This is a genomic window from Aeribacillus sp. FSL K6-8210 (assembly GCF_037963925.1).
In the GTDB taxonomy this organism is placed as follows: Bacteria; Bacillota; Bacilli; order Bacillales; family Aeribacillaceae; genus Aeribacillus; species Aeribacillus composti.
Genome location: NZ_CP150172.1, coordinates 859,761 through 872,321 on the forward strand (window position 1 = coordinate 859,761; position 12,561 = coordinate 872,321).

Consider the following 12,561-nt stretch of genomic DNA (forward strand, 5'->3'; position numbering starts at 1 on the left):
CCTTTCATAAAGAAGAAGCAGACTCATTTATACGATCAAAATATATTTAGCCCTAAGCGATAATTTACCTATTAAAATCCCATATCCATTCCCAAAACTTACTACCTTGGGCTACTATAAAGTAATCAAACCATTTTTCAAAAGTCAGGTTTAGAAACCCAAACGGATCGTCCAAACTTCCGCCGTTGTCAAGCCAATAAAGATATCCTTTTCTTTCGGGAGCTAAAGCTATAATGAGCCGGCAGCCATCGTAGCCATATCCAATAGGAAACCAATCTGGAGGATAATCAATATATTGATAATCCTCTAGTATCTCTTCGACAGATAATAATTGCAGTCCACCTCCGTTTTCAGGATCATCAAATAATGTAGCACCATTACATATTTTCAGAAAGTCTTCATAGTCACTAGGAATATTAAAAGGCAGCTTCTTGATTTCTTCTTCTGTTGCAGGGGGATTGAAACGAAATTGTAGTTTTCCTAAAAATCCTTCTTCATTTTGAACAACCAGCATATTCTTTTCATCTAGTCTTTTATTCAAAGCATCTAAAGTCATTTTGATTCGTACTGACATGTTGTGGCTATCACTCCTTTTATCATTCATCCAGCAAGGACTAACAATCTTTCTGTGGAAATCCTTTTACAGTTGTATGAGGTTACTAAAATTGTAGAATACGGTGTATTTTATCATTTGGCCAAACTGTGCTCTTATATGTTTATTATACCATTTTCTGTAATTTTTCTATCTGAAGTAGTCCAATTGGCAGCATCAGCTTTTTCAAGTTGTAAATGATGAATCTGTGAATTATTTCCTGATCATAGATCCTTATAACATCTTTACTTTACCTGTTTCTTCGATCAGCAACTGTACAGGATGAGATATTTGAACTTTTTTGTTGCAAAACTCTTTATTTTTATTGTTGTTATAAATACAATGTCCAAAAATACTGCCAGCCTTTTATAACAAAAAAGTGCTTAAATCGTGAATCTTTTTCGATGCTGTATTATGATGAGTATATAAAGACTACATTGATAGGAGTAAGAAATGATTTACATAGGCTTGACAGGTTGGGGAGATCATGATTCTCTCTATCCATCCGGAACATCATCGAATGATAAATTAACGATTTATGCAGGACATTTTCCTGTTGTTGAGGTCGATTCCACTTTTTATTCGATACAGCCTGAGAAAAACGTTCGAAAATGGGTGAACGAGACGCCCAAAAATTTTCAATTCATTGTAAAGGCGTATAAAGGAATGACTGGACACGAAACAGGCTTAGGATCTTTCGAAAGCCGCTCAGAAATGTTCGCTGCTTTTTATAAAATGATTCAGCCCTTTCAAGAAGCGAATAAATTGGCAATGGTTCTTTTTCAATTTCCCCCTTGGTTTCACTGCAAAAGAGAAAATGTTGATTTCTTGCGATGGTGCAAAGAGCAAATGAAGGATGCCCCTTGTGCACTAGAATTTCGCCACCGCTCCTGGTTCCTTCCTACATATTATGAAAAAACGCTTCAATTCATGGAGAAGGAAGGGTGGATTCACACCATTTGTGATGAGCCGCAGGCAGGGGAAAATTCAGTTCCGACCGTATTATATTGCACGAATAGAGAAAAGACCTTGGTAAGATTTCATGGACGAAATGTTCATGGATGGCTGAGGCCAAAAGAAGGGAATTGGCGTGAAGTACGATATTTATATAGATATAATGAACAAGAGCTTGATGAATGGAAAGGACACATAAAAATGCTGAAAAAGCAAACTAAAGATCTCTATCTCATTTTCAACAACAACTCGGGCGGAGACGCGGCGGACAATGGAAAAGAACTGATGAAAAAGTTAGGAATTACATATCATGATTTAGCGCCAAGGCAGCTTGATTTATTTGAGTGTTTTGAAAAGTATCCCACTGAAGGAGAGAGCGACTTTGATTGAGACGGTTCATATATATCATACGAATGATCTGCACAGTCATTTTGAAAATTGGCCGAAAATCGTTCATTATCTAAAAACAAAAAAACATATTCATAAAAGTAAAAACGAAACTGTTTTTTTATTCGATATCGGCGATCACGTCGATCGCTTTCATCCAATTACTGAAGCGACCGGGGGAGTCGCAAATGTTGAGCTGCTGAATCATTTAACTCCAGATGCAATAACGATTGGAAATAATGAAGGAATTACTCTTCCTTTTGAAGCATTGGATCGGCTGTATAATCATGCACAATTCCCGGTCATTGTGTCTAATTTATTTTACTTAGACGGTACTAGACCAAAATGGGCAAAGCCTTATGTGATTAAACATTTACAAAATGGAGTCCGAATCGGTATTTTAGGCGTAACGGTTTGCTTTGAGCAATTTTACCGTCAGTTAGGGTGGATGATAACAGAACCGATGGCAAATATAAAAGAAACATTGGAGGAAATCCGGGGCAAAGCAGATGTTATCATTCTTTTATCACACCTTGGAATATCCGATGATGAATGGATTGCTCAACAATTTCCTGATATCGATGTTATATTAGGAGCCCATACACATCATGTGCTTGATCGTGGAAAGCTTGTAGGCAATACGCTTTTGGCGGGAGCAGGAAAGTTTGGACAGTGGCTTGGACATATTGAACTTAAGATCGACTCTGCTCAAAAGAAGCTGGTAAATAAAAAAGCGGAGATTATTGAAACGAAAACGATTGAAAAAGAAGATGTTTTTACCATAAAGTGGCTTGATCAAAAAAAAGCTGAAAGTGCTCAAAAACTTAACGAAGTTGTTGTGGAATTAAAAGAAGAATTACGGATTGATTGGTTTTCAGATTCACCATTTGCAAAGCTGTTGGCTTCCGCTTTAAAAGAATGGTGCGATGGGGAAGTTTCCATGGTGAATGCCGGAGTATTGCTTGAATCGCTTCCGAAAGGACTCGTCACAAAAGGCGATTTGCACCGGATTTGTCCTCATCCGATTAATCCTTGTAAAATCATGGTTCAAGGCGATCAATTAAAAGAAGTTATTTTACAAGCACGGACAAAAGAAATGGAGCAATTGAAGCTTAAAGGATTAGGCTTCAGAGGCAAAGTAATGGGGCGTATGGTTTTTGACGGCATTGAAACGGTCATGGAAACGTTGGAAGATGGCAAGGAACATGTGAAAAAGATCTTTGTAAATGGAAAACATCTTGATCAAAATCATGTGTATGCAGTGGCAACTATTGATATGTTTACATTAGGTCCATTATATCCGCAATTAAGCCGTGTAAAGAATAAAATATACTTCATGCCTGAATTGCTAAGAGATGTACTTGCTTGGAAATTATCGAAACAGTTCCTGCAAATCCATCAATAAATTTTTGTCAACATCTCCTTTCCTTTCATAAAGTGAAGTAGGGAAGGAGGGTATTTTATGGTATCTGTATCGCCGGTTAAAATTGGTGATCATCAATTTACCGCCATTACCATTCAGCTGCCAAAAACGAATTTCATGGCTGTTACAGCCGAAAAAGGTTATATTATGTGCGGTGCGCTTGATGTAGCCTTATTGAATGAAAAATTAAAAGAGAGAAAAATTATTGCCGGCCGCGCTGTCGGAGTGAGGACAATTGAGCAGCTTCTTGAAGCCCCATTGGAATCAGTCACAACAGAAGCGGAGGCAATTGGCATTAAAGCAGGGATGACAGGCAAAGAAGCACTATTGAAAATGGTAGAAAAATAAAAAACAACCATTATCTTTTTATAAAAGAATGATTATTGCTCATCTATAGTGTACAGATGAAAGAAGTTTCCAAAACGTACCATCTATGAATTTAAATAAGATGTATTCCTTAATGGATTTTTCAACAGACATGAAAAAGTATTTTCTATCATTTGATCAGCGATATAGTCGCAAGTAATTGCCATTCAGTCGAGTAAAAAACATAAAATTGATTCATAAAGAGCCCGTTCCTGAGTTGGTGCGGGCTCTTTATTTTTTTTCTTTTTGCCATTCAAGCCGTTCCCATAGTTTTAAATGCGGATAAGGGTCAAAAGACCACTCGGTTTTACCATTGTCTTTATACATCCCGTAATGCAAGTGCGGCGGGAATTTGCCAGATGTTCCTGGAGGTCCGTAGCCGCTGCTTCCGACAGAACCGATGATTTGCCCCGGTTTTACGATTTGTCCAACGTGAATGTCTTTGGCAAAGCCGTTTAAATGTGCAAAATAATGGTACGTATTCTGAATGTCCCGAATACCGATTCTCCAGCCCCCATAGCGATTCCAGCCTTTCATTTCGACAATTCCGTAGCAAGTGGAACGAACCGGTACGCCATAATGTGCAAATATATCTGTGCCTTCATGAATTCTCCGGCCGCCCCAGCCGCGCGCATCTCCCCATGTATCACGGTAGCTGTAATCAGTTCTGACGGGAAGAGGAAAAGCATGCTCGTTTAATTGCAGATGCCCGAAATGTTTGAACAATTTCATATGACCTAAAATAATTCCGACCGTTTTATCACGGTGATAATAAGACCATAAACCAATTTTTAAATTTTCTATATCATTACCATATTTTGATAAAAAATGTGCAAAACTATATAAGACATCTTCATCATGATCCATTTGCGCTTTGCCGTCGCCGTTTCCATCCATTCCGATTCCCCCGAATAGCTGAATGCTAACCGGATTTTGATCGTTCAGATTCGGATTAGCTGTCCCAGCCCATTTATCAGGAGGAATGTAAATGCCAATAACTCCTTTTTGTTTTGGGATATCATTTTTTATTTTTCTGACGTTTCGTTCGTATTGGTCGCACGCAGCCAATACATACCAAGGAATCTGGGTGATGGCTTCCACCTTTTTATACAGGCTCATTCGCAAATGATTTATTTGTTGTTCAGTTAATTGACTGGACGCATTGGCATGGCTGGAAAATAAAGATAAAAGTGCAGCCAATAATAACATTTTTCTGAGAACCACAATTGATAAACTCCTTTCCATCATGTCATGTCTTAGTGTAAGAAAAAAGTAAAGTTTCAATGGCTGGAAATTGAAGGAATATAAAATTCCTTTTTCTTGTCCAATATCTTTCATTATGTTAAATTGACTATAGTGTATCATCTTTATTTTTTTAATGATTACATATTGGAGATGATGAAAAATGGCTCAAAAAGAAGAAAGTTTACGAAAACCTGAATGGCTTAAAATAAAATTAAATACAAACGAGAATTACACAGGGTTAAAAAAATTGATGCGCGAGCAAAAGCTTCATACGGTTTGTGAAGAAGCGAAATGCCCCAATATTCATGAATGCTGGGCAGTGAGAAGAACGGCAACATTTATGATTTTAGGAAGCGTTTGTACACGCGCATGCCGCTTCTGTGCAGTGAAAACAGGACTGCCAACCGAGCTTGATTGGCAAGAGCCGGAGCGTGTAGCGGATTCCGTCCGCATTATGAACTTAAAGCATGTTGTCATCACTGCAGTTGCCCGTGATGATTTGAAAGATGGCGGAGCAGCCGTTTTTGCTGAAACGGTTCGTGCTGTGCGCAAAAAAAATCCATTTACTACAATAGAAGTTCTTCCATCTGACATGGGCGGAGTGTACGAAAATTTAAAAACATTAATGGATGCTAAACCTGATATTTTAAACCATAATATTGAAACTGTTCGGCGCTTAACCCCAAGGGTTCGCGCTCGTGCAACCTATGAACGTTCTTTGGAGTTTTTGCGGAGAGCAAAAGAAATCAATCCGGATATTCCGACAAAATCAAGCATTATGATCGGGCTTGGGGAAACGAAAGAAGAAATTATCGAAGCGATGGACGACCTTCGTGCAAATCATGTTGACATCATCACAATCGGACAATATTTGCAGCCTACGAAAAAACATTTAAAAGTTCAAAAATTTTACCATCCAGATGAATTTGCAGAATTAAAAGAAATTGCTTTGTCAAAAGGATTCAGCCATTGCGAGGCAGGTCCGTTAGTCCGTTCGTCTTATCATGCTGATGAACAAGTAAATGAGGCAGCCAAACAGCGGCAGGCAAAAGCTTAAAGCCACAGAGCCGTCAAGAATTTCTTGACGGCCCGTTTTAATAAAAATAGGTAAATAACCTCTAAAAAATTCACCTATGCATCAACGTTTATTTCATTGATCTTTTATGTCGTGATCAATACTTTCGTTCATTTCTCCGAATCCTTCGCCATTTGCATTTTCACCAGCATTCAATTTTCTTCCTTGGGGAGACTTTAACATGCGCTGAATGGTCTGGTTTAAATTGCGGTTAATATTTGGAGACTCTCCATCAAGAGTGCTGTATGATTCGATTTCTTTAAACAGATTAGGATTATCGGTTACATAAATATGAAAATAACGCGGAACAATGGATGCAGCTGTCTTTTTCACTTGGTCAGCTGTTTCAAATTTGTTGTTTGAATCGGTTTTATACGCTATAAGAACTTCTTCATCTGTTACGAGCGTAGCAGCATCATGAACATTTGGAAGCTGGACGGCAAGCCTTCCGATTACGTCTGCTAATTGTTCCCGATTGATGACAGGAGTTTTTACTGTGGCTTTCTCTATTCCGGCTGTTGGACTTTTTTGATGCCGGACATATCCAAAGCTGTCTGAATCTTTATTGCTGTTATAATTATCATTTCTTGCTGCCACGTTTACCGTATTCCCGTTTTCATTATATAGACCTTTTCCTTCTTGATCATATTGGCACCCGCTGGCTGCAAGCGCAGCTATGATAAAAGGAGTAAAAAGCCTTTTTTTCATTTCAGCACCTCCTTATAATTTTAGGATTGCCGCTTTTAAAAAATTGTTGTCAGGCAATTGATGGAGGGAAATCATTTGTTTATGATAAACATATGGAAGAGGGTGAATTTGTAAATGATCACAATTTTTAATCAAACATACGAGCTTATAAAAGATTTTAAAAATGGTTTTAATGAAGAGGCTTTTAAAGCAAGGTACAGTGAAATTTTAAACAAATATGATTATATTGTCGGCGATTGGGGATATAGCCAATTGCGGCTGAGAGGATTTTTTGATGATCAAAACCAAAAAGCAACACATGATACGAAAATCAGCTCATTAGATGAATATTTGTATGAATATTGCAATTTCGGCTGTGCTTATTTTGTATTAAAGAAAATAAAAAAATAAACGCCAGATGCAAAAACATCTGGGTGTGAAAAAGTAATCAGGACGGCATACAGCCGTCCTGATTACTTTATTTCATACGGGTCTTCTTCATTTTTATCAGGTTCATCATGAGGAGGATGACTGCCCGGAAATTGTCTCGGCAAATTCTGATGCAAGGATTTGAATTCATAGTTAAAACTGCTATATGGACGCTGACCTTCTTCCCAAGGTGTGCTTTTATTCTCCACAGGTTCATCCTTTCCCCGCGGAGCTCCGTAGGCGCCTTCCGGCATATCCTCCGGGATAATATAGTTTCGCATTGTTTCCACTACTGAAAAATCAGTATATTCATTTTGTTTGTCCATTTTGTTCACCTGTCCATGATTTTACCATTATCGTTCCTCATGGAAGGTAATTTATACATTAGACGATCTCATATAAAAACTCCCGAAGCTCTTTTGCGTCTTCATCATTTAATTGATAAACATCTTCTAAATACCCCGGTTCTTTAAGATCATCTTCCCCAATGATCGCAAACCGGTTGCTTTGCAAATTTAGTACAAGATATTTTCCGTAATAGCGGTCCGATTGAATAATGGCTAAATCAAAGCGTTGATTTTCTCCCATAAAGCTAACAAATCTTGTTTTTGTCTCGACGGTTTCATCATACAAAAAAAAGCGTTCGGCCATGGTTCATTACCTCCGTTTCTTATAATTGCATTGTAGCATAAGATGATGCATTCACAACGATTTATCGCAAATTTGTGAGAAAACTTACCTCTGTTTCGATTCGCATAGCGATTTTTCTGTTGAAATAGAAGCAAAATAACACAATTTTTTTATCAGCCCGCACATCTGCTGCCAATCAGCCATGATTTCTGTATCGAATGGGAAGTTAATTGGAGAAACATATCATGAATCGGCACGAAAGTCATATTCAAAATCCTCCTCTGCTTGTCATGAAAAATCGTCATCTGTAAAAGCAATTTTTTGTGCGCGTTTAGGAATTTCTTTACGAAATTGAAAAAATCTAAGCGGATTCTACCCGGCATGCAAGATGTATCAAACCGCGGAAAGCTTACGCCTGCTCAATCACGAAATCCAAATTTTAGAAACATCAGCTCTGTTTGCCAAAATCGATCCGTCTAACGAGAGGATTTAGTGTCTCTGCTTTAAAAAACTCAAAAGTGTGTAAAGTAGTAGGTAGTTCAAATGGTCGAGTATGGTAAAATAAAAAACGGATACAAAAACCTTAAGAAAGGAAAGAAATCATATGTATTTTGTGGACAGAAAAAAGATTGAAGATACTGTAAAATTTGTAGAAGATCTTGTATCCATGTTTGAAGGCCATCAACAGTGGGAGTCTGATGTTGAAAAAAAAGCGTTGGAGCGGATTGCCCAATTGTTGATTGAGGCGATTTTAGATATCGGAAACGGAATTATTGACGGTTTTATTATGCGGGACCCGGGCAGCTATGAAGACATTATTGACATTTTAGAAGATGAATCTGTCGTTGACAGCAGGGATGCGGAAGGATTAAAAAAATTAATTTCCTACAGAAAAATGCTCGTTCAAGATTATTTAAACATACGGCATGAAGAACTGTATGATTCAATATCAACCCATTTACAAGTTTTGAGAAATTTTTGCCATCGTGTTCGAACCTACTTGGAAGATGAACTTGGACCAGTTACAGCTTTTAAGCCGTAATGGATTGATTGAAGGAGTGAAAAAAAATTGAAGAAATATAAAGGATATTTCATCGATTTAGACGGCACCATGTATCGGGGTACAGAAAAAATTGAAGAAGCTGAAGAATTTGTTAAAAAACTGAAGGAAAAAGGAATTTCGTACTTATTTATGACAAACAATTCTTCTAAAACCCCGAAGCAAGTAGCTGAAAAACTAATCAGTCTCGGCATTCCGGCGGAAGAGCATCAAATTTTAACTTCAAGCATTGCCACAGCCAACTTTATTTGGGAAAGAAAACAAAATGCTTCTATATATGTAATCGGTGAAGAGGGGCTGCGAAAGGCCTTGGAGGAAAAAGGTTTTCGCTTCGTCGATGAAAATCCGGATTTTGTCGTTGTGGGTATTGACCGAAACATCAATTATGAAAAGCTTGCCAAGGCCTGTTTAGCGGTTCGCGCAGGTGCAACATTTATTTCAACAAACGGGGATACTGCTCTGCCGACTGAGCGAGGACTGCTTCCAGGCAATGGCGCCATTACATCGGTCATTTCAGTATCTACAAATGTTCAGCCGATTTTTATCGGAAAACCTGAAAAAATTATTGTAGAGCAAGGGCTGAAAATGCTGAAAACGAAAAAAGAAGAAACGCTTCTTGTCGGAGATAATTACGAGACGGATATTAAGGCAGGTATCCAATCAGGGATGGACACCCTTCTTGTGCATACAGGCGTAACAACGAAAGAACACTTAAAAGATAAAGAAATACAACCGACTTATACAGTGAATAACCTTTCGGAATGGCATGTGCTATGATGAAGCCTTTTTCTTTTCCAGCTGATTTCACAATAGGTGCTCCGCTGCCCCTACTGTGAATCAGTGGATCGATGGGCGAGCCGGCTTGAAGCTGCCGCTGCAATGGCTCCGACAATATCATCTAGAAAAGTATGACACTTACCTGTGCTTTTATCGTTTAAATGAGCAAGTATACCAGGCTTTTGTTTATCGATATAGCCATAGTTCGTAAACCCGATTGATCCGTAAATATTCACAATGGAAAATGCAAGAATTTCATCAATTCCATATAATCCTTCATCCGATTGGATGATCGATTGAAGAGGCTCCTGTAAACCCCCCTTTTCTGCTAGAACATCTAATTGAATTCCGGTTAAAATGGCATTTTGAACCTCTCTTTTCGAAAGAACTCTTTCCACGTTTTGCAAACAGTCTTCTTTTGTTAAGTTTGGATAATATTGCTGCTGTAAAAAATAGACGAGCTCTGCGATGTCATCCGGTGTAACTCCTCTATCTTTCAGCCATTTTCTTGCAGTTTGCTCTATTTTATCCATGTCGTTCACCCTATCTTTTACAAGTATATGAAAGTGCTGAAATCGGCTGTGACGCCGATTTCAATAAATTCTTGCTTAAATTTTCAAAAAGCATCAACATCTTTTTTATATTGTATACACAAAAGCTTTTCTACATGTTATAGTTTATGGCATTTTTTCATTATTTATATTGGGGTGTTTTTTTGAAAAATGGATTTATAGGGGGAATTAGGAATGAAAGAGCTTTTAAAAAAGCATTATGGAATAGATGTACTCGACTTTTTTTCAATTGGGCAATGGCAGGGGTTTAAAACAAAAAGAAATATCGGTTTTATTGCTGCTGTTTCACATATTGACCATAAGGAGCTTTATGAACTGTATGAAATGAGTCGTTATCTCCTTATGACAAACGAGAGAAAAGCTGCTTCGTTTTTATTAACTGTAAATGGGGATCTTACGGCAGAACATAATGGAACGCGCTACGCTGTGTTTCAAATACCTCAACAAACAAAGCGGCTTAATATAACTTCTCTCGGAAAAGAGCTGTCATTTTTTCACGAAGTTGGCAGAAGGCTGCCTTTTACTCCCATTCATTCGAATCGAATTGGGCAATGGAGAAATTTATGGGCAAGGCGGATCGATCAAATGGAGCAATTTTGGAGTATTCAAATTGCTTCAAAGCCTCATCACGCCTTTGACAAGCTATTTATTGAATCCTTTCCATATTATTTAGGCTTAGGCGAAAATGCCATCCAATATTTAGCGGATACTGAGCTTGATGATCGACCATTGCCGGTTGATTCCGGCACCATATGTCATCAACGTTTTACGAGAGAAACATGGGAAAACGCATTTTCATTGCCTGTTGATTTCGTTTTTGATCATGGAGGAAGAGATATTGCTGAATGTTTAAGGTATGATTTTCTGACAGGAAGGCAAACAATTGATGAGCTTTTTTTGGCAGAATACGACCGAGCGTCTCCGTTATCCTCTTTTTTTTGGCGGTTAGTTTTTAGCAGGCTTTTGTTTCCTGTTCATTATTTTGAATGTGTTGAAAACTATTATCTTGCAGAGGAAGAAGAAAGGGATTCTCTACAATTTCAAATGGAAAAAATTTTGCAAACATCTTCGCAATATGAGCAATTTTTATCTTCGTTTTCATCTATGATATATTTGAGGAAAAAGCAAATTGTATTGCCGGCTTTGACATGGTTATAAAAGGTTCATTTGCATTTTGTTGTGGTATCATAAAAAAGAAAGCAGCTAAAATCTTGCTGCTGTTTCGAACAAAGCATCGATTTTGTCATATCAATTCAAAACAATAGCCATTTATTAGAAGAAGGAGAAGATGAATCAGTGACCCAATATATTTTTGTAACAAGAAAGCTGCCAGAAAACCTATTGGATCCTCTTCGTTCCATCGGAGTTGTCGACATGTGGGAGCAGGATTCTCCATGTCCGAGGGCTGTATTATTGGAAAAGGCAAAAAAAGCTGATGCTCTGCTTACAATGCTGTCAGACCGGGTGGATGAAGAACTGCTTCAAAAAGCCAAAAAATTAAAAATCGTTGCTAATTTAGCAGTCGGGTATGACAATATCGATCTCGAAGCGTCGAAAAAGTACGGCGTGACTGTAACTAATACACCGGATGTACTAACAGATACGACTGCCGATTTAACCTTTGCTTTGTTAATGGCAGCGGCAAGAAGATTGGTTGAAGCTGCGGAGTATGTAAAAGAAGGAAAATGGACAGGGTGGTCTCCATTTTTGTTGGCAGGAAGCGATATCCATCATAAAACGATTGGGATCGTTGGGATGGGGAAAATTGGAGAAGCTGTTGCGAGACGGGCAAAAGGATTTGATATGGAAATTTTGTATCATAATCGTTCAAAGAAACCGGATGTGGAAAAAGAGCTTGGAGCGAAATACTGCACATTTGATGAATTGCTAGAGAAAGCCGATTTTGTCGTTAATTTAACACCATTAACAAATGAAACGAAAAACTTGTTTGACGAGGAAGCCTTTAAAAAAATGAAAACAAGTGCAATATTTGTTAATGCTGGCAGAGGAGCATCTGTTGATGAAAACGCTTTGTATAATGCTCTAAAAACTGGTGAAATCGCTGGTTGTGGATTGGATGTGTTTAAAGAAGAACCGATTGATTCCAATCATCCGCTTTTATCATTGAAACAAGTTGTAGCACTTCCGCATATCGGCAGCGCGAGTCGGGAAACCCGCATAAAAATGATCGAACTTTGCGTCGAAAATATTCAACGTGTGTTAACGGGTGAGAAACCGAAAACAGCCGTTGTTTAAACGCCCAAAAAGCGTTTACATATGCGGATGATGAAAATTTCTCTTGTAAAATCAGTCATTGAAATTTATAATGTCTTATAAAACAGTTAATGTCTTTTTACGGCAGAC

Annotated in this window: 15 protein-coding genes; 9 read left to right on the plus strand and 6 right to left on the minus strand. The window is 38.0% G+C overall.

Annotation, left to right across the window (positions count from 1 at the left end; genetic code table 11):
• Nucleotides 1–64: 64 nt before the first annotated feature.
• Entirely contained in the window at nt 65–574 is a 510-nt protein-coding gene (locus NSQ41_RS04195) for an SMI1/KNR4 family protein (RefSeq protein ID WP_339211060.1), read from the minus strand.
• 471 nt (nt 575–1,045) lie between these two features.
• Here NSQ41_RS04195 and NSQ41_RS04200 point away from each other — a divergent pair, with 471 nt between their 5' ends.
• From NSQ41_RS04200 to NSQ41_RS04210, 3 genes are read left to right on the plus strand one after another with little or no spacing between them, the layout of a single operon-like run.
• The gene (locus tag NSQ41_RS04200; protein ID WP_063387097.1) at nt 1,046–1,936 is read left to right on the plus strand and encodes a DUF72 domain-containing protein; all 891 of its coding nucleotides are present in this window, start codon (nt 1,046–1,048) and stop codon (nt 1,934–1,936) included.
• Nucleotides 1,929–3,338, plus strand: coding sequence for a bifunctional UDP-sugar hydrolase/5'-nucleotidase (locus NSQ41_RS04205; protein ID WP_339211061.1), 1,410 nt, complete (start codon nt 1,929–1,931; stop codon nt 3,336–3,338). The genes NSQ41_RS04200 and NSQ41_RS04205 overlap by 8 nt, the downstream gene beginning before the upstream one ends.
• Before the next feature lie 57 nt (nt 3,339–3,395).
• The gene (locus NSQ41_RS04210) at nt 3,396–3,704 is read left to right on the plus strand and encodes a DUF1805 domain-containing protein (RefSeq protein ID WP_063387095.1); all 309 of its coding nucleotides are present in this window, start codon (nt 3,396–3,398) and stop codon (nt 3,702–3,704) included.
• Nucleotides 3,705–3,953: 249 nt separating this feature from the next.
• On the opposite strand, the gene NSQ41_RS04215 is transcribed toward NSQ41_RS04210, so the two are convergent.
• Complete coding sequence (locus tag NSQ41_RS04215; RefSeq protein WP_130157080.1) at nt 3,954–4,931, minus strand: M23 family metallopeptidase; 978 nt, start codon at nt 4,929–4,931, stop codon at nt 3,954–3,956.
• A gap of 196 nt (nt 4,932–5,127) precedes the next feature.
• Between NSQ41_RS04215 and lipA the strand changes: the two genes are divergently transcribed.
• Nucleotides 5,128–6,024: a lipoyl synthase gene (gene lipA / locus NSQ41_RS04220; protein ID WP_063387093.1), complete on the plus strand. Its 897-nt coding sequence runs from the start codon at nt 5,128–5,130 to the stop codon at nt 6,022–6,024.
• A gap of 93 nt (nt 6,025–6,117) precedes the next feature.
• Here the strand turns inward: lipA and NSQ41_RS04225 are convergent, their stop codons facing one another.
• A complete protein-coding gene (locus NSQ41_RS04225) occupies nt 6,118–6,750 on the minus strand; it encodes a YhcN/YlaJ family sporulation lipoprotein (RefSeq protein ID WP_339211063.1) in 633 nt (210 codons plus the stop codon).
• Nucleotides 6,751–6,864: 114 nt separating this feature from the next.
• Here NSQ41_RS04225 and NSQ41_RS04230 point away from each other — a divergent pair, with 114 nt between their 5' ends.
• Nucleotides 6,865–7,140 carry a YutD family protein gene (locus NSQ41_RS04230; RefSeq protein ID WP_063387091.1) on the plus strand — a complete coding sequence of 92 codons (276 nt, stop codon included), beginning with the start codon at nt 6,865–6,867 and terminating at the stop codon, nt 7,138–7,140.
• Between the two features lie 62 nt (nt 7,141–7,202).
• Here NSQ41_RS04230 and NSQ41_RS04235 read toward each other — a convergent pair whose 3' ends face one another.
• Together NSQ41_RS04235 and NSQ41_RS04240 are read right to left on the minus strand one after the other, a co-directional pair.
• On the minus strand, nt 7,203–7,484 hold the full coding sequence (locus NSQ41_RS04235; RefSeq protein ID WP_063387090.1) for a hypothetical protein: 282 nt from the start codon (nt 7,482–7,484) through the stop codon (nt 7,203–7,205).
• Between the two features lie 58 nt (nt 7,485–7,542).
• A complete protein-coding gene (locus tag NSQ41_RS04240; protein ID WP_063387089.1) occupies nt 7,543–7,809 on the minus strand; it encodes a DUF3055 domain-containing protein in 267 nt (88 codons plus the stop codon).
• A 583-nt stretch (nt 7,810–8,392) separates the two neighbouring features.
• On the opposite strand from NSQ41_RS04240, the gene NSQ41_RS04245 reads away from it, so the two are divergent.
• Together NSQ41_RS04245 and NSQ41_RS04250 are read left to right on the plus strand one after the other, a co-directional pair.
• Entirely contained in the window at nt 8,393–8,830 is a 438-nt protein-coding gene (locus NSQ41_RS04245; protein WP_094245252.1) for a DUF86 domain-containing protein, read from the plus strand.
• A gap of 27 nt (nt 8,831–8,857) precedes the next feature.
• Nucleotides 8,858–9,625: a TIGR01457 family HAD-type hydrolase gene (locus tag NSQ41_RS04250; protein ID WP_094245253.1), complete on the plus strand. Its 768-nt coding sequence runs from the start codon at nt 8,858–8,860 to the stop codon at nt 9,623–9,625.
• 50 nt (nt 9,626–9,675) lie between these two features.
• On the opposite strand, the gene NSQ41_RS04255 is transcribed toward NSQ41_RS04250, so the two are convergent.
• Entirely contained in the window at nt 9,676–10,158 is a 483-nt protein-coding gene (locus NSQ41_RS04255) for a phosphatidylglycerophosphatase A (RefSeq protein WP_063387086.1), read from the minus strand.
• Nucleotides 10,159–10,371: 213 nt separating this feature from the next.
• Here NSQ41_RS04255 and yutH point away from each other — a divergent pair, with 213 nt between their 5' ends.
• Both yutH and NSQ41_RS04265 read left to right on the plus strand, forming a co-directional pair.
• Nucleotides 10,372–11,355 carry a spore coat putative kinase YutH gene (gene yutH / locus NSQ41_RS04260; RefSeq protein WP_339194496.1) on the plus strand — a complete coding sequence of 328 codons (984 nt, stop codon included), beginning with the start codon at nt 10,372–10,374 and terminating at the stop codon, nt 11,353–11,355.
• Nucleotides 11,356–11,493: 138 nt separating this feature from the next.
• The gene (locus tag NSQ41_RS04265) at nt 11,494–12,453 is read left to right on the plus strand and encodes a D-glycerate dehydrogenase (RefSeq protein ID WP_339211065.1); all 960 of its coding nucleotides are present in this window, start codon (nt 11,494–11,496) and stop codon (nt 12,451–12,453) included.
• The last annotated feature ends 108 nt before the right edge of the window (nt 12,454–12,561 follow it).